Annotated in this window: 21 protein-coding genes and 1 tRNA gene; 8 read left to right on the top strand and 14 right to left on the bottom strand. The window is 71.8% G+C overall.

Annotated elements, in window-relative coordinates; translation table 11 throughout:
* The first annotated feature begins 121 nt into the window (after positions 1-121).
* The gene (locus EYQ95_RS15770) at positions 122-1063 is read left to right on the top strand and encodes a DegV family protein (protein WP_132328174.1); all 942 of its coding nucleotides are present in this window, start codon (positions 122-124) and stop codon (positions 1061-1063) included.
* Positions 1064-1160: 97 nt separating this feature from the next.
* Entirely contained in the window at positions 1161-4565 is a 3405-nt protein-coding gene (locus EYQ95_RS15775) for an amidohydrolase family protein (protein ID WP_132328175.1), read from the top strand.
* An 81-nt stretch (positions 4566-4646) separates the two neighbouring features.
* Here EYQ95_RS15775 and EYQ95_RS15780 read toward each other — a convergent pair whose 3' ends face one another.
* The gene (locus tag EYQ95_RS15780) at positions 4647-5153 is read right to left on the bottom strand and encodes a hypothetical protein (protein ID WP_132328176.1); all 507 of its coding nucleotides are present in this window, start codon (positions 5151-5153) and stop codon (positions 4647-4649) included.
* Between the two features lie 126 nt (positions 5154-5279).
* On the opposite strand from EYQ95_RS15780, the gene EYQ95_RS15785 reads away from it, so the two are divergent.
* Together EYQ95_RS15785 and EYQ95_RS15790 are read left to right on the top strand one after the other, a co-directional pair.
* Complete coding sequence (locus tag EYQ95_RS15785; protein WP_132328177.1) at positions 5280-5624, top strand: hypothetical protein; 345 nt, start codon at positions 5280-5282, stop codon at positions 5622-5624.
* A gap of 26 nt (positions 5625-5650) precedes the next feature.
* Positions 5651-6313, top strand: coding sequence for an ATP-binding protein (locus EYQ95_RS15790; protein ID WP_243699949.1), 663 nt, complete (start codon positions 5651-5653; stop codon positions 6311-6313).
* A 3-nt stretch (positions 6314-6316) separates the two neighbouring features.
* Here the strand turns inward: EYQ95_RS15790 and EYQ95_RS15795 are convergent, their stop codons facing one another.
* Positions 6317-6634: a hypothetical protein gene (locus EYQ95_RS15795; protein ID WP_132328179.1), complete on the bottom strand. Its 318-nt coding sequence runs from the start codon at positions 6632-6634 to the stop codon at positions 6317-6319.
* A complete protein-coding gene (locus EYQ95_RS15800; protein WP_132328180.1) occupies positions 6631-7914 on the bottom strand; it encodes a tryptophan--tRNA ligase in 1284 nt (427 codons plus the stop codon). Before EYQ95_RS15800 ends, EYQ95_RS15795 begins: the two co-directional genes overlap by 4 nt.
* Before the next feature lie 169 nt (positions 7915-8083).
* On the opposite strand from EYQ95_RS15800, the gene EYQ95_RS15805 reads away from it, so the two are divergent.
* Entirely contained in the window at positions 8084-8875 is a 792-nt protein-coding gene (locus EYQ95_RS15805; protein WP_132328181.1) for a hypothetical protein, read from the top strand.
* An 81-nt stretch (positions 8876-8956) separates the two neighbouring features.
* Here the strand turns inward: EYQ95_RS15805 and EYQ95_RS15810 are convergent, their stop codons facing one another.
* The 6 genes from EYQ95_RS15810 to EYQ95_RS15835 form a co-directional block, all read right to left on the bottom strand.
* Positions 8957-9109, bottom strand: a complete 153-nt coding sequence (locus tag EYQ95_RS15810; RefSeq protein WP_132328182.1) for an entericidin A/B family lipoprotein — start codon at positions 9107-9109, stop codon at positions 8957-8959.
* Between the two features lie 254 nt (positions 9110-9363).
* Complete coding sequence (rocF, locus tag EYQ95_RS15815; RefSeq protein ID WP_132328183.1) at positions 9364-10284, bottom strand: arginase; 921 nt, start codon at positions 10282-10284, stop codon at positions 9364-9366.
* 222 nt (positions 10285-10506) lie between these two features.
* Positions 10507-10582, bottom strand: a tRNA-Thr gene (locus EYQ95_RS15820).
* Complete coding sequence (locus EYQ95_RS15825) at positions 10573-11229, bottom strand: SPOR domain-containing protein (RefSeq protein WP_132328184.1); 657 nt, start codon at positions 11227-11229, stop codon at positions 10573-10575. The genes EYQ95_RS15820 and EYQ95_RS15825 overlap by 10 nt, the downstream gene beginning before the upstream one ends.
* Before the next feature lie 92 nt (positions 11230-11321).
* The gene (locus tag EYQ95_RS15830) at positions 11322-12071 is read right to left on the bottom strand and encodes a type III pantothenate kinase (protein WP_132328185.1); all 750 of its coding nucleotides are present in this window, start codon (positions 12069-12071) and stop codon (positions 11322-11324) included.
* Positions 12068-13042 carry a biotin--[acetyl-CoA-carboxylase] ligase gene (locus tag EYQ95_RS15835; protein ID WP_132328186.1) on the bottom strand — a complete coding sequence of 325 codons (975 nt, stop codon included), beginning with the start codon at positions 13040-13042 and terminating at the stop codon, positions 12068-12070. The genes EYQ95_RS15830 and EYQ95_RS15835 overlap by 4 nt, the downstream gene beginning before the upstream one ends.
* A gap of 133 nt (positions 13043-13175) precedes the next feature.
* On the opposite strand from EYQ95_RS15835, the gene EYQ95_RS15840 reads away from it, so the two are divergent.
* On the top strand, positions 13176-13439 hold the full coding sequence (locus tag EYQ95_RS15840) for a hypothetical protein (protein ID WP_132328187.1): 264 nt from the start codon (positions 13176-13178) through the stop codon (positions 13437-13439).
* A gap of 18 nt (positions 13440-13457) precedes the next feature.
* Positions 13458-14216, top strand: a complete 759-nt coding sequence (locus tag EYQ95_RS15845; RefSeq protein ID WP_370451266.1) for a zinc-dependent peptidase — start codon at positions 13458-13460, stop codon at positions 14214-14216.
* A 15-nt stretch (positions 14217-14231) separates the two neighbouring features.
* On the opposite strand, the gene EYQ95_RS15850 is transcribed toward EYQ95_RS15845, so the two are convergent.
* The 5 genes from EYQ95_RS15850 to EYQ95_RS15870 are packed head-to-tail and all read right to left on the bottom strand — an operon-like array spanning position 14232 to position 18212.
* A complete protein-coding gene (locus EYQ95_RS15850; RefSeq protein WP_132328188.1) occupies positions 14232-15347 on the bottom strand; it encodes an AI-2E family transporter in 1116 nt (371 codons plus the stop codon).
* Between the two features lie 7 nt (positions 15348-15354).
* Positions 15355-15717 (bottom strand): hypothetical protein, encoded by a 363-nt coding sequence (locus tag EYQ95_RS15855; protein ID WP_132328189.1) that lies wholly within the window; start codon positions 15715-15717, stop codon positions 15355-15357.
* A 3-nt stretch (positions 15718-15720) separates the two neighbouring features.
* Complete coding sequence (locus EYQ95_RS15860; protein WP_207916474.1) at positions 15721-16329, bottom strand: phage holin family protein; 609 nt, start codon at positions 16327-16329, stop codon at positions 15721-15723.
* Between the two features lie 9 nt (positions 16330-16338).
* Positions 16339-16734 (bottom strand): hypothetical protein, encoded by a 396-nt coding sequence (locus tag EYQ95_RS15865; protein ID WP_243699950.1) that lies wholly within the window; start codon positions 16732-16734, stop codon positions 16339-16341.
* Between the two features lie 29 nt (positions 16735-16763).
* Positions 16764-18212: a trypsin-like peptidase domain-containing protein gene (locus EYQ95_RS15870; protein ID WP_132328190.1), complete on the bottom strand. Its 1449-nt coding sequence runs from the start codon at positions 18210-18212 to the stop codon at positions 16764-16766.
* 451 nt (positions 18213-18663) lie between these two features.
* Between EYQ95_RS15870 and EYQ95_RS15875 the strand changes: the two genes are divergently transcribed.
* Complete coding sequence (locus tag EYQ95_RS15875; protein ID WP_132328191.1) at positions 18664-20826, top strand: adenosylcobalamin-dependent ribonucleoside-diphosphate reductase; 2163 nt, start codon at positions 18664-18666, stop codon at positions 20824-20826.
* The last annotated feature ends 263 nt before the right edge of the window (positions 20827-21089 follow it).

Here is a 21089-nt window from a genome sequence, read left to right on the forward strand (position 1 = left end):
CGCCCGTGGCGGCGGTGCGTCGACCATACGGCGACGTCCGGAAAAATCCGCTGCAGCGCCGCCGCGGCGGGCCGATAATCCGCCCGACAGCGAACGATCCTCAAGGCCACAGGGGCCCCTCATGCGCATCGGACTGGTCGTCGACTCGGCCTGCGACCTGCCGCTGGACTACATCCAGCGCAACTTCACCATGCTGCCGATCACCGTGAAGATCGGCAGCGCCGTGCTGGCGGACCAGCGCAACGAACAGGCCACGCTCGAGTTCCTCGACGCGCAGTCGGCCGAGCTGATCGCCCAGGCCGAGACGCAGCCCTTCACGGTGCAGCAGGTGCAGGACCTGTTCCTGCGCAAGCTGGTCATCGACTACGACTACGTCTTCTGCATGACGATCACGAAGACGCGCAGCCCGGTGCACGACAACGCGCAGCAGGCCAGCTTCGCGATCCTCAACGACTACAAGGGCCCGCGCAGCGCCGCCGGCATCACCTCGCCCTTCTCGCTGCGCGTGATCGACACCCAGAGCGTGTTCTCGGGCCAGGCGATCTGCGCCGTGGAGGCCGTGCGCCTGCGCGATGCGGGCGAAGGCGCGCCGCGCATGCGCGCGCGCATCGAGCAGGTGGCGCTGGCCACGCACGCCTACATGGTGCCGCGCGACCTCAACTACCTGCGCAACCGCACCCGCCACCGCGGCGATCGCAGCGTGAGCTTCCTCTCGGCCGCGCTGGGCAGCGCACTCGACATCAAGCCGCTGCTGCACTGCAACCGCGGCGAGACCGGCCCGCTGGCCAAGTTCAAGGGCTTCGACACCGCCTCCGAGAAGCTGTTCGGGCTGGCCGCGCGCCGCGTGCGCGAGGGCCGGCTGCTCACGCCGACCGTGGCCATGAGCTACGGCGGCAAGCTGGAGGAAATGCACGCGCTGCCGGGCTACCGCGAGCTCGTCGACACCTGCCGCCAGCACGGTGTGGACGTGTTCGAGAGCATGATGAGCCTGACCGCGATGGTGAACGTCGGCCGCGGCTCGCTCACCCTGGCCTTCGCCTCGGAAGCGCCGGCCTACGACTGAAAACTGCGCACCCGTCGGCCGGAGGCAGGACTTCCGGCCCGGTTGCGGGCCAAGGGCCTGGGTTAGCCTCGACGGCTGGTCCAGGCCCTTCGTCCTCATGACTCCCAACCGCACGCTCCTCTCGCTGGCGCTCGCCAGCGCGCTCTCCCTCGGCCCCGTCCTCGCGCTCGCCCAGGACGGCAAGCACGCCCCGCCCCCGGACAAGGACCCGAAACTCGAGCAGGACGCGCTCGCACCCGTCGCCGTGGACAAGGCGCAGACGGCCAACGACGCCGGGCGCGGCAGCGCCAAGGCGGGCGCCACCGACGAGAAGAAGTGGGACGTCAACACGCCGCGCGGCGCGAGCAAGACGGTGAGCTTCAGCACCGACGAGGGCACCTGGCTCGACGTCGACGTCTCGCCCGACGGCCGGCAGATCGCCTTCTCGATGCTGGGCGACATCTACCTGCTGCCCATCGGCGGCGGCAACGCGCGCCGCATCACCACAGGGCTCGCCTGGGACGTGCAGCCGCGCTTCTCCCCCGACGGCTCGGAAATCGCGTTCACCAGCGACCGCGGCGGCGGCAACAACCTCTGGCGCATGCGCACGGATGGCTCGAACGCCGTGCAGGTGACCAAGGAGGACTTCCGCCTGCTCAACAATCCGGCGTGGACGCCGGACGGGCAGTTCATCATCGGCCGCAAGCATTTCACCGGCGAGCGCTCGCTGGGCGCGGGCGAGCTGTGGATGTACCACGTGGCCGGCGGCGCGGGCGTGCAGCTGACCAAGCAGAAGAACGACCAGCAGGACCTGGGCGAGCCCGCGGTGTCGCCCGATGGCCGCTACGTCTACTTCAGCGAGGACGTCACCCCCGGGCCGACGTTCCAGTACAACAAGAACCCGCACGAGGGCATCTACGCGATCAAGCGCCTGGACCGCGAGACCGGCCGCATCGACACGCTGCTCTCCGGCCCCGGCGGTGCGGTGCGTCCTCAACCGTCTCCCGACGGCAAGTCGCTCGCGTACGTGAAGCGCATCCGCGACAAGTCCGTGCTGCACGTGCTGGACCTTGCCAGCGGCGCCACGCGCCCGGTCTGGGACGGCCTCTCGCACGACCAGCAGGAAGCCTGGGCGATCTTCGGCCCCTACTCGAACTTCGCCTGGACGCCGGATTCGAAGTCCGTCGTGGTCTGGGCGCAGGGCAAGCTCTGGCGCGTCGACATGGCCAGCGGCAACGCAACGAACGTGCCGTTCACCGCGCAGGTCGAGCAGACCGTCTCGCAGCCGCTGCGCTTTGCGCAGACGATCGACGAAGGCCGCTTCACGCCGAAGATGATCCGCGACGTGGCCACCAGCCGCGACGGCCGCACGCTGGTCTTCCATGCCCTCGGGCACCTCTACCGCAAGACGCTTCCGAACGGCGCGCCGCAGCGCCTGACGAATTCGACCGGCGTCTACGAATACCAGCCGAGCTTCAGCCGCGACGGCGGCCGCCTGCTCTACACCACGTGGTCGGACACCGACCTCGGCGCGATCTGGGTGCGCGATGCGAACGGCTCCGGCCAGGGCCGCAGGCTGACCACCGAGAAGGGCTACTACTACAGCCCGAACTTCTCGCCCGACGGCCGCCGCGTGGTCTATGCCAAGACCCGCGGCACCGGCCTGACCGGCGCGCTGTGGACGCGCGACCCCGGCATCTACCTCGTGGACGCGAACGGTGGCACCCCCAGGCGCATCAGCCTCGAGGGCTACGACCCGCAGTTCAGCGCCGACGGCCAGCGCGTCTACTACTTCACCGGCTCGGGCCTGAAGAAGAAGCTGATGTCGGTGGGCTTGAACGGTGAGGAGCCGCGCGAGGTCTACGACCTCAAGTATGCCAACAACGTGCGCATCAGCCCCGATGGCAAGTGGATCGCCTTCACCGAGCTGTTCAATGCCTACGTCACCCCGCTGGTGAGCGCCGGCAAGTCCATCGAGCTGTCGAAGGACAACAAGGCCATGCCGGTGGTGCAGGTCACCGCCGACGTGGGCAGCCACCTGCACTGGAGCGCGGATTCGAAGTCGCTCAACTGGATGGTGGGCGACCGCTACTTCACGCGCCCGCTGTCGCAGACCTTCGCCTTCCTGCCGGGCGCGCCCTCGGTGCTGCCCAAGCCGACGTCGAGCGAGGGCGGCATTCCGGTGGGCCTGAGCGCCCCGGTCTACATGCCCGACCACACCGTCGCCTTCACCGGTGCGCGCATCGTCACCATGCGCGATGCCGAGCGCACGCAGGAGGTGATCGAGAACGGTACCGTCGTCGTGCGCGGCGACACCATCGTCGCCATCGGTCCGTCGTCATCGGTGCAGGTGCCGGCCGGGGCGCGCACGATCGACGCGACCGGCAAGACCATCGTCCCCGGCTACGTGGATGCCCATGCGCATTCGACGAACTTCGGCAGCGGCATCGTGCCGCAGCAGAACTGGGCGTACTACGCCAACCTCGCCTTCGGCATCACCACGATGCACGACCCGTCGGCGAGCACCGAGTTCGTGTTCTCGCAGGCCGAGCTGCTGAAAGCAGGAAAGATGGTCGGCCCGCGCCTGTTCTCGACCGGCACGATCCTCTACGGCGCCGACGGCGACTTCAAGGCGGTGGTCAACTCGCTGGAGGATGCGCGCAGCCACGCCCGCCGCATGAAGGCTGCGGGTGCGTTCTCGCTCAAGAGCTACAACCAGCCGCGTCGCGACCAGCGCCAGCAGATGAACCAGGCCGCGCGCGAGCTCGGCATGCTGGTGGTGGAGGAAGGCGGCTCGACCTTCCACCACAACATGACCATGGTGCTCGACGGCGCCACGGGCGTGGAGCACAACATCCCGATCGCGCCGCTGTACAAGGACGTGCTCGGCCTGTGGTCGCAGACCGACGTGCGCAACACGCCCACGCTGGTGGTGAGCTACGGCGGCCTGTCGGGCGAGTACTGGTGGTATTCGCGCGATGCGGTTTGGGAGGACAGGAAGCTCGCCCGCTTCTTCCCGCGCGAGACGCTCGACGCACGCTCCATCCGCCGCGAAACCGGCCCGGACTGGGACTACTGGCACATCGAGGTCGCCAAGGCGGCGAAGAAGATGCGCGACGCGGGGATCAGGATCCAGGTCGGCGGACATGGCCAGCTGCAGGGGCTGAGCCCGAACTGGGAGGCCTGGTCGCTGGTGCAGGGCGGCTTCACCCCGTTCGAGGCGCTGCGCGCCTTCACGATTGATGGTGCCGACTACCTCGGCCTGGGCAAGCAGCTCGGCTCGCTGGAGGTCGGCAAGCAGGCCGACCTCGTGGTGCTCAATGCCAATCCGCTGGAGAACATCCGCGCCACCATCGACACGCGCTACGTGATGGTCGACGGCCGACTGTTCGACGTGGAGAAGGACATGGCGGAAGTCGGTGGCCTGAACGCGAAGGCCCCCGAGTTCTTCTGGCACCGCCAGGCCGACGGCCTGACCTTCGGCGAGGGCGGCACGGAGGCGCACAGCCACACCGAGGACTGATCCCCGTCCCCGCGTTCGACCCGACGGCCCGCCTCGCGCGGGCCGTCGTCGTTGGAGCCGACGTCGGACCCGCCTGCGCGCTTACGGCGTCATCGCCTTGATGACGAAGCGCCCCGCGCGCCCGTCCGCCCCGCGCTCGAGCACGATCTCGCGCATGCCGCCGGCGTTCTGCCAGCGGATCGCGTCCGCATCGGCCTGCTGCGGTTCGGCACCGGCCAGCCCGATGCGCGCGATGGTCGCGGCCTCGAACGGCGCGCCGCCCAGGTCCGCCACCACCATGTGGTCGGCCATGCCATTGATGTAGACGATCTCCACGCCGCGCGCATACGTGCAGCGCCGGCCCTGCGCCACGTCGGCGCAGGCCTGCGGCGCGCCCAGAAGCGCCGCCACCCCGGTCTCGGTCTGGCCGGCCAGCGGATGCACGTCGATCGGCCCGCTGGGCGCAGCCGGCGTCGCGCCCACGTCGGGCGCGGCCTCGGCGGTGCCGGGCGAGTCCGCGTCGGCGGAGGGCTGTTCGCGGCTGCAGGCAGCGAGCAGCGCGAGCGCGAGCAGGGGCGCCAGGCGCGCCCGGGAAGCCTTCGTGGTCATCGTGCACCTCCATGCGGATCCGCCCTCGATCGTCGGACCTGCGCGCACGCGCGTCCAGCGCCGTCCGTCCGTTCACCGCCCGCGGATGGCATGCTCCCTAGCATCACGGAACCGCAGGAGATCCCGATGCCCACGCGCTACTACATCAGCCTTCCCGACGGCGCCGCCGCCCGCGGCAGCGATCCGGCGCTCTCCTTCACCGCGCACGGAGCCGAGGAGTTCGCGCACCAGCTGCAGTCCGCGCTGCGTTCGACGGACCTGTTCGACCGCTGGCGCGCGATGCAGGAAGATCCGGACGACGTGGACCCGGGCCTGGGCGCGACCGATCCGGGCGCGACGGTCAAGGGCGAGCAGCACGACCTGCACATCGACCTCGTGCTGGTGACCTCGCTGCCCGGCGACGTGGTCCGCCATCGCCTGCGCCTGCTCGCAGGCAGCGGCTGGCAGCTGCGCGACGTCACCGCGGCCTGAGCGGGGCCGTGGGCCCGCAGGAGCCCGTGCTGCTCGCCTGGAGTGGCGGGAAGGACGCCGCCTGGGCGCTGCACGTGCTGCGCCAGCGCGGCGTGGAGGTGGTGGCGCTGCTCACCACCGTCAATGCCGACCACGACCGCGTGGCCATGCAGGGCATCCGCCGCGACGTGCTCGCCGCGCAGGCGCGCGCGGCGGGCCTGCCGCTGCTCGAGGCCCCGATTTCCTCGCAGTGCGACAACGCGGCCTACGAGGCGTCCTTCGCCGACGCACTCGCACGGGCGCAGGCGCGCTGGCCGCGGGCCGGCACCGTCGCGTTCGGCGACCTCTACCTGTCGGACATCCGCGCCTGGCGCGAGGCACTGTGCGCGCGCCACGGCTGGCGCATCCACACGCCGCTGTTTCCCGCCGACACGGCCGCGCTGGCCCGCACCATGCTGCGCGAGGGCCTGGTCGCGCACCTGACCTGCGTGGACACCACGCAGCTGGATGCGGCCTTCGCCGGCCATGCCTTCGACGATGCGCTGCTCGACGCGCTCCCGCCCGGCTGCGATCCCTGCGGCGAGAACGGCGAGTTCCACACGCTCGTCAGCGCCGGGCCCATGCTGGCCTCGCCCCTGCAGCTCGTGCCCGGCGACCGCGTGCTGCGCGACGGGCGCTTCATGTACGCCGACTTCGCGCTGGCGTCGTGAGCCTCAGCCGTGGCGGCGCAGCCAGCCGCGGCGCAGGAAGAAGGCGAGCGTCATCACCGCCAGGAACACGCCGTAGCCGGTGGCGGTGGCGACCACCTGCCGCCAGATGTTGCCCGCGCTGCCGGTGGGCTCGGCGATCGCATGGCCCCAGCGGATGGTCACCACGAACGCGATGACGGCCACCGCGAGCGAGGCGATGTCGAACGCGCGGCGCGCCGGCGTACGCGGCGCGCGCGGATAGAACCAGAACAGGCCGCCCAGGATCGCGAACCAGGGCAGGAAGAGGATCAGCGCCAGGTGCAGTTGCACCTGCGGGCTCATGCCGCGGCCTCCGCGAGCTCGGCGAGCGCGGCGTCGGCTTCCTCGCGCGTGGCGCCGTCGGCCAGCAGCGCCTCGTCGTCCAGCCGGCCCGCCTGCCTGAGCGCGGCCACGCGCTGGCCGGCCTCGCGCGGCGCGTCGAAGCCGCCGCTCTGCAGCAGCACGCGGTCGCCGCGCACGAGCTTGAAGTAGAACTTCCCGTCGGCCTCGCGGTACTGCTTGAACGTCGCCGGCGCGGGCTTCTCCGCCTCGCTGGACACGGCCATCACCGCCTTCGACAGGTCGCGCAGGCCCACCGCCTCGCGCAGCCGTGCCAGCCGCGGCGTGGCATAGGTCGCGCGCAGGCGCGCGGCGCCGTCGCGCAGGATGGCCTCGATCTCGGCCGGCCGGGCGATCAGCGCCTCGTACTTCTCGCGCAGCGGCGCGATCTCGGCATCGATGCGCTCGAACAGCGCGGCCTTGGCCTCGCCCCAGGCGATGCCGGCCTCGAACGCGCGCCGCATGTCCGCGGCCTGCTCCGCGGTGGCGAAGGCCTGGTAGAGCTGGAACACGTTCGACGCGTCGGCGTCCTTGGGCTCGTTCGGTGCGCGCGAGTCGGTGACGATCGAATAGATCAGTTTCTTCAGCTGCTCGCGCGGGGCGAACAGCGGGATGACGTTGTCGTAGCTCTTGGACATCTTGCGGCCGTCCAGGCCCGGCAGCGTGGCCACGTGCGCCTCGATGGCGGCCTCGGGCAGCGTGAAGTGCTCGCCGAAGAGGTGGTTGAAGCGCTGCCCGAAGTCGCGCGCCATCTCGATGTGCTGGATCTGGTCGCGGCCCACCGGCACCTTGTGCGCGTCGAAGACCAGGATGTCGGCGGCCATCAGCACCGGGTACATGAAGAGCCCGGCGGTGATACCGGCATCGTCGTCCTCGCCCGCCTCGCGGTTCCTGTCGACCGCCGCCTTGTAGGCATGCGCGCGGTTGAGGATGCCCTTGCCCGCCACGCAGGTGAGCAGCCAGGTGAGCTCGGGGATCTCGGGGATGTCGCTCTGGCGGTAGAACCAGACCTGCTGCGGATCGAGCCCGCAGGCCAGCCAGCTCGCGGCGATCTCCAGCGTGGAGCGCTGCACGCGCGCGGGGTCGGACACCTTGATCAGCGCGTGGTAGTCGGCGAGGAAATAGAAGCTTTCCACCGACGGATCGCGGCTGGCCTCGATGGCCGGGCGGATCGCGCCGGCGTAGTTGCCCAGGTGCGGCGTGCCGGACGTGGTGATGCCGGTGAGGACGCGGGTGCGGGTCATTGCGATGCGGCGAACGGGCGGTGCGCGAGTTTACCCCGCGCCGTCGGTGGCCCCGGGCGGCCGGCCCGGCAACACAGCGTGAACGCGGACGGCACGGAGGGCGCGCGATCGCAACCCCGTTAAGCCCGGGCGTGCGTTAGTTCACACACCTTCCACCCCGGCCACCGCCATGAGAACCCGCGCCTTCGCCCTCGCCTCCCTGCTCGCCCTCGCCGCGCCGCTGGCGCAGGCCCAGTACCACCGCGACGGTCCGGTCGAGCTGTCGATCGTCGACCGCGAGGAAGGCATCGAGCTGCCGCAGTACGCCCACCGCGGCCAGCGCTGGGTGCCCGGCATGCCGGGGCACCGCTACGCGGTGCGCCTGACCAACCACAGCCCCGCCCGCGTGCTGGTGGTGCTCAGCGTCGACGGCGTCAACGCGATCTCCGGCCAGACCGCCGACACCGGCCAGGGCGGCTACGTGCTCGAACCCTGGCAGACGACCGAGGTGGCGGGCTGGCGCAAGTCCCTGCGCGATGTCGCCCAGTTCTACTTCGCCGACTTCGGGGACAGCTACGCCGCGCGCACCGGGCGGCCGCACGACGTGGGCGTGATCGGCATCGCCGTGTTCCAGGAAGCGCGTCGCCTGCCGCCGCCGCGCGTGTACCTGCCACGCGCGCAGGCCGGCCAGGACGCCGCGGCCGAATCGGCGCCGGCCGCGCCGACGTCGGCGCCGGAGCTGGCGAAGTCGCGCGCGCAGGAGCTGGGCACCGGCCACGGCCGCCGCGAGTACGCGCCCGCATCGCGCACCGGCTTCGTGCGCGCCAGCCGGCATCCGGTGCAGGTGGTCGAGCTGCGCTACGACGACGCACGCGCGCTGGCCGAGCGCGGCATCGGGCCCTACCGCGGCTACGGCCGCCACCGCGACGAGCCGCGCGCCTTCCCCGGCGGGTTCGTGCCCGATCCGCCGCGCGGCTGGTAACGCCGCCCGCAGAGCCGTGGAAACGGAAAGGGCCGGATCGCTCCGGCCCTTTCCATGTTCAGGCGATGGCGGATGCCTGGATCAGCACTTGCCGTCCTTGCAGTCCTCGGCCTTGTCCTCGACCTTGTCGCCGACCTTCTGCACGTCCTTGCCGACGCCGGCCATGGTGTTGCAGGCGGTGAGGGTGCTCATCGAGAACAGGGCGAGCAGCAGCAGGGCAGTCAGACGCTTCATGGTGTCATCTCCTGGGAGTCCACCCCGCGGGCGGGGCATGGGGAATTTCGTGGGGCGATGACACGCCAGCCGCCGTGAAACGGATGTGGACTGCCGCCTGCAGTGCCGTGCGCCTCCTCATGCGCGGTTCATCCCGGTGGCCGCATCGCGCGCGCGGCCGGCGGAGCCGGCGCCTGCACCCGCCAAGGCCGCGGGCGCGGTTACGAACGCGATGACGGCCCGCCCGCTTCGCGACGCGACGACGCCGCGGCGGCTCAGTCGCGCAGCAGCGTGGACTTGCCGAACAGGCTCTCGACCAGATCCACGGCCAGGACCGCGGTGCGGTTGTGGTCGTCGATCAGCGGGTTGAGCTCGACGATGTCCAGCGAGCCCAAGCGGCCGGTGTCGCAGACCATCTCCATGACCAGCTGCGCCTCGCGGTAGGTGGGGCCGCCCATGACGGTCGTGCCCACGCCCGGCGCGATCGACGGGTCGAGGAAGTCGACGTCGAAGCTCACGTGCAGGTGCGTGTCCTCGTCGAGGCCGGCCAGCGCTTCGTCCATCGCCGCGCGCATGCCCACCTCGTCGATGTAGCGCATGTCGTAGACGTCCAGCCCGTACTGCCGGATGAGCCGGCGCTCGCCCTCGTCGACCGAGCGGATACCGATCTGGCGGATCTCGTCCGGCCGCACCGCGGGCGCCGTGCCCGACAGGTGCGTGAGCGGTTCCGGGCCCAGCCCGCAGAGGCAGGCCACCGGCATGCCGTGGATGTTGCCGCTGGGCGTGACTTCGCTGGTGTTGAAGTCGGCATGCGCGTCGAGCCAGAGCACGCGCAGCTTCTTTCCGTTCTCGCGGCACCAGCGGGCCACGCCGGTGATGGAGCCCAGCCCGAGGCAGTGGTCGCCGCCGAGCAGGATGGGCATGCGGCCGCCGGCAAGCTCGGCGTACACCGCGTCCATCACGTTACGGTTCCACTCGGTGACCTCGGCGATGTGGCGGTAGCCGTCCACCGCATCGGCCCAGGGATTGCGCGGGCCGTCGAGGTTGCCACGGTCGAGCACGTCGAGCCCGCGCGCCAGCAGCGCCTCGCCCAGCCCGGCGATGCGCAGCGCCTCCGGGCCCAGCCGTGCGCCGCGGTGGCCGGCGCCGACGTCGGTGGGTGCGCCGATGAGGGTGACGGCGGTACGGGACTTCATCGCTCGGCCTGCGGCATGGGGGATCGATGCGATTGTAAGCGGCGCTCGGGGCGTGCTCCCGGCAGGCCCGCATGAACGCCCGCCGCGGGCAGCGGCCGTGCTGGCATGCGCTTTGGCCGGGATTCATCGCGCATGCGCATGCTGGCGCCGGCACCGGGCGTGCAACTTCCGCGATGGGCGCCCCGTCGCGCGAGGCCAAGCGTCCGGGGCTCTTTGCCGCGCTGGTGCCGGCTGTCGGAATCGAACCGACGACCTACCGCTTACAAGGCGGTTGCTCTACCAACTGAGCTAAGCCGGCGCGCCGATAGTGTAGCGCCCGTCACGCAGCACGCCGGCGCAGGGAATCGCGGTACCGGTCATGCCGAGCGTGCCCGATGCGGGGTCGAAACCCTGCGCGGCGGCGACGTCGAGCCACAGCACCTCGCGCGCGCCGACGGGTTCGGCGACGGCCGGGAAACCCGCGGCCGACAGGGCCTGCACGCGATCGCGCGCGGCCGCCTCGCTGCCGTAGCGGCCGAGCGCAATGGTGTTGGCGTCCGCCCCGGTGGCGGGCAGCACGAGGTAGTCGGAAAAGCCCGCGGCGCCGATGCGCGCGGCGGTGGCCACGGCCTGTTCGCGCGTGGGCTGCGGCAGCACCACGCGCCAGCCCCGCGCCGCGCCGGCGAGCTCGCGCGCGGTCGCCGTCCACAGCACGTCGCCCGCGATCGCATCACGTGCGGCTTCGAAGGCGCGCGGGTTGCGGAAGGGGCCGTAGCGGTAGCAGGCCGCCGGCTGCGGGCTCGCGGCCTGCGCCGACGCGCCACCGGGGCCGACGAGTTCCAGCCGCGGCACGCCCGGCGGCAGCTCGACAGCGGACGCAGGCTGCGGGGGCTCGCGCAGCGCCCACCACGCGGCCACGCCCGCGTTGAGCACCACCAGCATCACGAGCAGGGCACGCAGCAGCATCGGGCGATTCTAGCCAGCGCGCCGATGCGGCCGGGATGGACGCAGGTCGCAACGTCGCCGCCTGGGGCATGCCCGTGCGTTCCGGGCGCCGGTCATCGCACCGCGCCGGCCCAGATGGCGAGTCCGTCGAGCACCAGCGCGGGCAGTTCGCGTGCCTGCGGCAGCGCAGGCAGGAGCGCCCGCGCGCCGCCGCCATGCATCAGCAGCGGAACGCCGCTGCCGAGCGTCGCGGCGGCCGTGGCCTGGGCCTCGCGCACGAGCGCCGCGGCAGCGCCCAGGCAGCCGGAGGCCAGCGCATCGCCGGTATCGCAGGCCCAGTCCACCCAGGAACCGGCCTGCAGGGGCAGGTGCGGCGCGCGCGCATGCAGCGCCTCGCGCATGAGGTCCGGCGAGGGCGCGATGCGACCGCCGCGGTGGCGGCCGTCGGCGTCCACGAGGTCCAGCGTGATCGCGGTGCCCACGCCGCAGACGAGCACCGCGCCATGCACCTGGCGACGCGCGCCCAGCATGGCCAGGAAGCGGTCGACGCCCAGCCGCGAGGGCTCGGCGTAGGCGATGCGCAGCCCGTCCAGCCCGGGCAGCGTCCGTGCCAGCTCGATGCGCGCGCATCGACGCGTCAGCGCGTCCAGCAGGGCCACGCGAAGCGGTTCGCGGGCGACGCTGGCCACGTGGGCGGTTCCGATGCGCGCGGGCAATGCCGCGTCCAGGCGCGCGTGCAGCGCGTCGGCATCGAGCCCCTCCAGCCCGTCGTGCGCGAGCGCGGTCACCGCGCCGGCGCGATCGCCGGCCAGCGGCGCGCACTTCAGGCGCGTATTGCCCAGGTCGAACAGCCAGGCGCTCATGCGCCGCGCCCGCGCAGGCTGACTTCGCCGGCGTGCACGTCGCGCTCGCGGCCGTCGGCACCTTCCACCCGCAGCGCGCCGCCCTCGCCCAGGCCGAGCACGCGCACGGGTTCGACGCCGGCGGGCAGGTGCAGCTCGGCGTCGCGGCCGCGCAGTGCGTCCAGCGCGCCCCAGCGCCCGGCAAACGGCGCGAAGCCCTCGCGGTCGAAGGCCTCGAGCGCGGCCGCGAGGTGGCGCACCAGCGTGGCCGCCAGCGCGGTGCGTGCGGGCGCAGGGCCCAGCGTGGCGAGGTCGATCCAGGGCTGGTCGATGCGCGCGCCGCTCTCCGGCGGCATCGCCACGTTCAGGCCCAGCCCGATCACCGCGCTCACCGGCCCGCCGTGCTCGCCGCCCCCCTCGACCAGCAGGCCGCCGAGCTTGCGCAGCACCCGGCCGTCGTCGACCACCAGGTCGTTGGGCCACTTGAGGGCGACCTGCGGGAAGCCCAGCGCATGCAGCGCCTCGGCCGCGGCCAGCCCGGCGACCAGGCTGAGCCCGCCCAGCCGCGCCAGGCCGCCCTCGAAGGCGCGCGAGAGCGAGAGGTAGAGGTTGGCGCCCAGCGGCGACTGCCAGGGCCGCCCGCGCCGGCCACGCCCGCCGGTCTGGCGTTCGGCCAGCAGCACGTCGACTCCGCGCGCCGGCGCGCCGCGGCGCAGCAGTTCGGTGTTGGTCGAGTCAATGGACCAGGCCACGTCGAGCCGGGCCACGCCCGCATCCCCGAGCGCCGCGCGCAGGGCGTCGGCGTCCAGCAGGTCCAGCGGGCGCGCCAGCCGGTAGCCCTGGCCCGGCGCGGCCTCGATGGCCACCCCGGCCTCGCGCAGGGCCTCGATGCGCTTCCAGACCGCGGCACGGGTCTGGCCCGCCTCGCGGGCCAGCACGTCGCCCGAGGCCGGCCCGGCGGCCAGCCGCCTCAGGATCGCCTGTTCATCCATGCGGGGCGGGAGCGGGCCGGGTCATCCGCCGATTATGCGCGACGGCCGCCGCGTGCCGACCTGCGGCCGCCCCGGGGGGCCGAATCGCGCTATGCTCGCCCGGCTTCGCTCCCGGTATCCGAGGACCGCCCGCATGCGCCGCATCTGCCTGTGCCTGCTCATCGCCTTCGCCAGCGCGGGCGTCGCCGCGCGCGAGGTCAAGCTGAGCAGCCCCGACGGCGGCAGCTGCGCGGACGAGGACGCCTCGCCGCGCCCGGCCAAGCAGAAGATCGCGCCGGCCGCGCGCGCCTCGGGCCCGGCCCGCGAGACGCGCACGCGCCCCAGCCTGCACAGCGACAGCGACCCCGCCTCCGGCCGGCCGCGCTGGCACAGCTTCCTGCCCGGCATGTTCCGCTGAGGCGGCGCGTCGTCCTGCTTGCGTAGCCTGCTTGGCCGCCTCCTGCGGCGCGATGCCCCCGATGTCCCGCTCGACCCCGCGCTCTGGGCGCAGGTGCGCGCGCGCCTGCCGTGGGCGGCGGCGCTCGACGAGGCCCGCGCGCAACGCCTGTCGGCGCTGGCCGCCTGGTTCCTGCGGCGCAAGGCGATCACCCCGGTGGGCGGGCTGGAGCTCGACGCGGCCGACCGCGCCCTGCTCGCCACGGCCTGCTGCCTGCCGGTGATGGAAGTCGGGGTGGCCGGGCTGCGCGGCTGGTCCGAGCTCGTCGTCTATCCCGATGCCTTCCGCGTCAACCGCAGCCACGTCGACGCCGCCGGCGTGCTGCACGAATGGGAGGACGAGCTGATCGGCGAGGCCTGGGAAGCCGGCCCGCTGATCCTGTCCTGGGCCGACGTGCAGGCCGACTGCGCCGAGCCCGATGCGGGCTTCTGCGTGGCCGTGCACGAGATGGCGCACAAGCTCGACGCGCTGGACGGCATGCTGGACGGCACGCCCCCGCTGGCCGCGGACTTCAACACCGCCTGGGTGCGCGACTTCCAGCAGGCCTTCGACGCCATGAACGCCCTGCTCGACCGCGGCCGCGCGCCGCCCATCGACGAGTACGCCGCCGAATCGCCCGAGGAGTTCTTCGCGGTGGCGAGCGAGTACCATTTCAGCGCGCCCGCGCTGCTGCGCGACGCGTATCCGCAGGTGGCCGCGCACCTGCAGCGCTTCTACGGCCCCTCGCCTTTCGGCTAGCCGCGGCAGGCCGCGCTATTCCAGCAGGCGCGCCCAGCCTTCCATGCCGTCCAGCCGCGACAGCACCAGCTTGATGCAGACCAGCAGCGGCACGGCCAGCAGCAGGCCCACGATGCCCCACATCCAGCCGAACACCATCAGCGCCAGGATCAGAATCAGCGGCGACAGGCGCATGCTGCGGCCGAGGACGATCGGCGTGATCAGCTGGCCTTCCAGCGTGTGCACCACCAGGTAGATGCCCGCCGGCGCCAGCGCCATCCAGTTCTCGAAGCGCAGGAAGCCCATCACCAGCAGCGTGAGGATGCCGATCAGCGGGCCCACGTAGGGCGCGAAGTTCAGCAGCGCGGCCATCGTGCCCCACAGCAGCGCCTCCTGCGGCGGCACGTCGATCCAGATCAGCAGGCCGGCGATCACCATGCCGACCACCGCGTTGATCACGCTGATGGTGAGCACGTAGCGCGAGATCTCGCGCTCGATGGAGGTCAGGATGTCGACGGTGAGCTTCTGCTGCTGCCGCGTGGGCAGCAACGCGAGCGCATGCTTCTGCAGGTTCTCGCCGTAGACCATGAAGAAGAAGGTCAGCAGCACCACCGCCAGCACGGAGCTGATGAGCTTGGGCGTGGTGACCAGCAGCTTGTAGGGGTCGCCCGACTCCTGTACCACCTGCACCTGGCGCTGCTCGCCCCCGACCGCGCGGGCCACGCGCTGGGCGGCCTGGTTGGCCTCGTGCACGGGCTTGACCATGTCGCGGACCTTGGGCGCGAACTGGCGGATGCCGCGTGGCGCCTCGCGGATCCATTCGGTGGCCGGCTGCACGAGCTGCTCCACCAGCAGCACGGTGGTCGACAGCCCCAGCACGATCACCAGCAGCGCGCCGACGAAGCGCGGCACGTAGGCCCGGCGCAGCACGCGGATGATGGGGTTGCCGATCAGGGCGAAGAACATCGCCAGCAGCACGGGCAGCACCAGCCCCTGCGCGGCCCACAGGGTGAAGCCCAGCGCCAGCACGGCCAGCACCAGCACGGCGGCAGGCGCGCGCGGACGCGGCGGAGGCGGCGCACTGCGCGGCGCGGCCGCAGGCGCGTCGCCGGCCACGGCATCGACCGGCAGCGTCGGATCGTGGGAGGTCATACGGCCGCTATACCGCGTCGACCGGCGGTACGGTGTCAACGTGCGCGGCGGGCGCCACGCTCTCGACCTGCTGCGCCACGTGCTCGACCTCCGTGGCCGCCTCCTGCGCCCGGGTGCTGGCGAGCAGCCCGGAGATCGCGGTGATCATCTGCATGATCGTGCCGCCCTTGGCGCCGGCCTTGATCGGCTCGATGCGGCCGATGACGAAGCCGCTCACCAGCCCGGCGATGACGATCCGCCCCGGGGTCCAGCCGGCCTTCCACGAGCCCTTGAGCTGGCGCCAGTCGGCGGCGACGCGACGCTCCTGCGCCTCGAGTGCGGCCTCGGCCTGCGCCACCTTCTGGATGAGTTGCTTGAAGGAGGTGCCCATGGCTCAGGGAGGCGTCACCGGGACGCCGCGCTTGTCGGTCACCGGGTGGCCCGCCGCGTCGCGTTCGCGCAGGTTCTCGGTGGCCTCGCGCGCGGACTGCGGCGAGTCGGGCGTGGGGGTGAGGTCGGCGAGCTCGCCGATGCCCAGCCGTGCCAGCTGGCGGCGCGTGGCCTTGAGGCGGGTGTGCTCGAAGTAGCGCATCGCGGCCCAGGAGGCGAGCGCGGCCACCAGGATGCTCAACGCGGCGCCGGCGAGCATGGAGGTGGTCCACGCCCAGCCGAAGGCGCCGCGCAGGAAGGCGATCAGCGTGGCCATGAGCAGCAGCCAGGCGCTGGCGCCGCAGGCGATGGCCAGCCCGGCGAAGGCGATGGTGCGCCCCAGCGCGCTGCGCGCCAGCGAGACGTCGGCGAAGAACAGGCTGCGGAAGGCCTTGGCGGCATCGCCCGCGGCCTCGAAGCTGGACTTGCCTGCAGCGCCGACCTGGCGCAGCGATTCGGCAAGATCCGGCGCCGGCGTGGACGCAGCCGCGGCCGACGCGCCGGCCTGCGCCGACGCATCGCTCGCCGATGCCGGCCCCGTGGGACCGGCGCCGCCCGCGCCCCCTGCCCCCATGGCGCGTGCTTACTTGCCGCTGCGCGCGAGCTTGGCCAGCACCCAGCCCGTGGCGAAGGCGACGCCGAAGCTCACCAGCGGGCGCTCGCGGATCAGCTCGGCGGCACTGTCGACCAGGTCGCGTCCCTTCTCCATCAGCGCGTCGACCTGCTCGCGCGCCGCGCCGCCCGCGGCCTCGGCCGCGGCGAGGCTGGCGATCGCGCTGTCGGCGAGGTCGGCCTTGAGGTTGGCCTTGCCCACGCGCAGCTCCTCGCCGGCGGCGACGGCTGCGTTGCGCAGTGCATCGCCGGTGTCGACCGCGGCCTGCTTGAGGCTGCTGCCCGCCTCGGAGAGGTTCGAGGTGAACGCGCCGGTGCCCGTCGTGGTGGTGGCGCTGCTGGAGCCGTTGCGGTTGTTCGTGGCCATGCCTGTCTCCTGGGGGTTCGATGGATCGGTCAACGGATGGGCAACACGCCTTGGCGTCCCCCGCGCACGATCTGCAGCGCCAACTCTGACGGCCGCTGCGTGAAGCCGGCGCGGAAGCCGGCGAGGTCGGCGAACGCGCCGGTATTGGCGGCGACCACCACGTCGCCCGGCTGCAGGCCATTCTGCGCCGCGCGCGAGCCGCGCGCGACGGCCTCCACCAGCACGCCGCCCAGGCCCGCCGCGCGCAGGCGCTCGGGCAGCTCGGCGAAGGTGGCGCCGGCCAGGCGCGGGTCGAGCTCGCCGCCGGCGAGCGAACGCGGCAGTTCCTGCAGGCCGGTGGAAAGCTGCAGGCGGCGGCCGTCGCGCAGCACGTCGAGGGTGACGCGGCTGCCCAGCGTCTGCAGGCCCTCGAAGTTGCGCAGCGCATCGCGCCCGGCGATGCGCTGGCCGTTCGCGGCGGTGATCACGTCGCCCGAGCGCAGCCCCGCGCGCTCGGCCGCCGAGCCCGGGTAGACGCGGGTGACCACCGCGCCGCCGTCGGCCGGCACGCCCAGCGCGCGCGACAGGCGCTCGTCGATGTCCTGCGATTCCAGGCCCAGCGTGCCGCGGCGCACCACGCCCTTGTTCTTGACCAGCTGCTCGGCGATGGAGCGCGCGAGGTTGGACGGGATCGCGAAGCCCAGGCCGATGTTGCCGGCGTAGGAACCGCGCGGATTGAAGCTGGCGGTATTGATGCCGACCAGCTCGCCGTTGAGGTTGACCAGGGCGCCGCCGGAATTGCCGGGATTGATCGATGCGTCGGTCTGGATGAAGTTCTGGAAGCCCAGGCCCGGCAGCCCGCTGCGGCCCACGGCGGACACGATGCCGCTGGTCACCGTCTGCCCGATGCCGAAGGGATTGCCCACGGCGACCACGAAGTCGCCCACCCGCAGCTGGTCGGAATTGGCCAGCGGCAGCGCGGACAGGCGCTCGCTGCCCAGCACGCGCATCACCGCCACGTCGGTGTCCGGGTCGCTGCCCAGCGACTCGGCCTGCAGCGTGCGCCCGTCGGCCAGGGTGACGCTGACCTGGTCGGCGCCTTCGATCACGTGGTGGTTGGTGAGGATGAGCCGGCGCTCGGCGTCGACGATCACGCCCGAGCCCAGCGACTCGTTGATCCGCTCCTGGGTGAGCTCGGGGAACATGCGGCGGAAGAACGGGTCGGCGAACGGGCTCACGCGCACGCGCTGCTTGGTATGCACGCTCACCACCGCCGGGGTGACGCGCGCGAGCATGGGGGCCAGCGAGGGCAGCGGCTGGCCGGCGACGGAGGCCGGCAGCGCGCCCACCGTGGGCGCGGGCAGCGCCAGCGCGGGCGGGGCCGGCGCGGCCTGGGCGTCGCGGTCGAACAGTTCGCGCGCGCCGGTGGCGACGAAGCCGCCGAAGGCCGCCGCGGCGGCGAGGACGAGGAGCGTGGTGCGGGGACGGGTCGGGGTCATCGTGGGGAGATGCTTCGATCGACGTTCGGGGATGTCGCGGCGCTGGCGCGACGATTCAAGCGCAGGCCGCGAGCATGCCGCAGCCGCCGCCCTGGCAGGCGGCCGTGCCGTTCGTCGGACCTGCCGCGGTGCAGCAGCGGTTCACGGGAGAAACGCCTGCAACAACGCCCGTCAAGTCGTTGACGCGCAGCCACCGGTGAGCGTAGCGTGAGGGTCCGTCGCAGCCACAAGATCTTGTGGCTCACGACGTGCTTACGGGGAATAGGTTGAGATGCGAGGCGTCGGAACGACGGTTCCGGCCCACGCCTCGCGACGCCCCGGAAGCGGTTCCACGGCCGCTTTGGCGAAGCTTCGGCGCGTGGAACACCCGCCCTATTCCGGCCGCCGCCGAGGCGTCGGTCGACCCCTCACCGGCCGCCCTGTCGCGGCCTCGACCGGAGATGACGCAGGAATGAGCACGGTGCGCCTGGAGGTAGTCGGAATGTCCAAGAGCCCGCACAGCGACGGGGACATCCCGCTGCAGCCCGCGTCCCTCGACATCTGGGACAAGAAGTACCGGCTCAAGACCAAGACCGGCGCCCCGGTGGACGCCGACATCGACGCCACCTACCAGCGCGTGGCCAGGGCCCTGGCGGAAGCCGAACCGACCCCCGAGAAGCAGCGCTACTGGAACGAGCGCTTCCTGTGGGCGCTGCGCCGCGGCGCGATTCCCGCCGGCCGCATCACCTCCAACGCGGGCGCGCTCGAGCACAAGCCGGCCACGTCGACAATCAACTGCACCGTGTCCGGCACCATCGAGGACTCGATGGACGGCATCCTCGAGAAGGTGCACGAAGCCGGCCTCACGCTGAAGGCCGGCTGCGGCATCGGCTACGAATTCAGCACGCTGCGCCCGCGCGGCGCGTTCGTGGCGGGCGCCGGCGCCTACACCTCGGGCCCGATGTCCTTCATGGATATCTACGACAAGATGTGCTTCACCGTGAGCTCGGCCGGCGGCCGCCGCGGCGCGCAGATGGGCACCTTCGACGTCAGCCACCCCGACGTGCGCGACTTCATCCGCGCCAAGCGCGAGGACGGCCGCCTGCGCCAGTTCAACCTCTCGCTGCTGATCACCGACGGCTTCATGGACGCGGTGAAGAACGACGGCGACTGGCCGCTGGTGTTCCCGGTGCACGTCAAGGAGCAGGCCGACCTCGACCTGTCCGACGAGGAGCAGGTGGTCTGGCGCGAATGGCCGACCCACCGCAACTACGTCACGCGCGACGACGGCCTGGTGGCCTGCAAGATCTACGGCCACATCCGCGCACGGCACCTGTGGGACATGATCATGGTCTCGACGTACGACTACGCCGAGCCGGGCTTCATCCTCATTGACCGCGTCAACGAGATGAACAACAACTGGTGGTGCGAGAACATCCGCGCCACCAATCCCTGCGGCGAGCAGCCCCTGCCGCCCTACGGCGCCTGCCTGCTGGGCTCGGTGAACCTCACCAAGTTCGTGCGCAATCCCTTCACCGAGCAGGCCGAGTTCGACTGGGGCGAGTACCGCGAGGTCGTGCGCGTGTTCACCCGCATGCTCGACAACGTGGTGGAGGTCAACGGCCTGCCGCTTGCGCAGCAGCGCGACGAGATCATGCGCAAGCGCCGCCACGGCATGGGCTTCCTGGGCCTGGGCAGCACCATGACCATGCTGCGCATGAAGTACGGCTCGAAGGAGTCGTGCGAGTTCACCGAGCAGATCGCCCGCGAGATGGCCGTGGCGGGCTGGGAGACCGGCCTGGAGCTGGCCCGCGAGAAGGGCCCGGCGCCGATCATGGAGGAGCGCTTCACCGTCACCGCCGAGATGCTGCGCAAGCGCCCGGAAATGGCGCGCGATGGCTGGAAGATCGGCCAGGAGATCCCCGGCAAGGTGCTGCATGCGAAGTACTCGCGCTACATGCAGCGCGTGGCCGAGGTGGCGCCGGAGCTGGTGGAGGAACTGGCCGAGGTCGGCAGCCGCTTCACCCACCACAGCTCGATCGCGCCCACCGGCACGATCTCGCTCTCGCTGGCCAACAACGCCTCCAACGGCATCGAGCCGTCGTTTGCCCACCACTACTCGCGCAACGTGATCCGCGAGGGCAAGAAGTCGAAGGAGAAGGTGGACGTCTGGTCCTACGAGCTGCTGGCCTACCGCGAGCGGGTGAACCCGAAGGCGATGCCGTTCTCGGACGACCCCGAGGCGGCCCTGCCCGACTACTTCATCGCCGCCGACGACATCACGCCGAAGGAGCACGTGGACGTGCAGGCCGCGGCGCAGAAGTGGGTGGACAGCTCGATCTCCAAGACCGCGAACGTCCCTACCGACTACCCGTACGAGGACTTCAAGGACATCTACCGCTACGCCCACGAGAAGGGCCTGAAGGGCTGCACCACCTTCCGCTTCAACCCGGCCGCCTTCCAGGGCGTGCTGGTCAAGGAGAAGGACCTGGAGAACACCACCTACCGCTTCGAGCTCGAGGACGGCTCGGTGGTGGAAGTGCGCGGCAACGAGGAGATCGAGTACGACGGCGAGACCCACACCGCCGCCAACCTGTTCGATGCGCTCAAGGAAGGCTATTACGGCAAGTTCTGATGCAGGCCGACGCGCCGGGCCACGTACCCGGCGCGCGGCACGCGATGCGTCGTCAGCAACGCATCCGCCCCGTGAAAAACCCCGATGCAGTAGGCGTAGTTTTCACACCGTGTTGTGCGCACCGGCTGTATAGCAACCCGCGATAACGCGCACCGTTATCCCGATTCGCAAAAGCAGCGCCCCTAAGGAAGGTCTGAACAACTCCGCCCGATTGCGCGACAATGCCTCACCGTGATCGGGGTGAGTGCGATGCAGCTGTCGTT

The organism is Lysobacter sp. N42 (genome assembly GCF_004344885.1).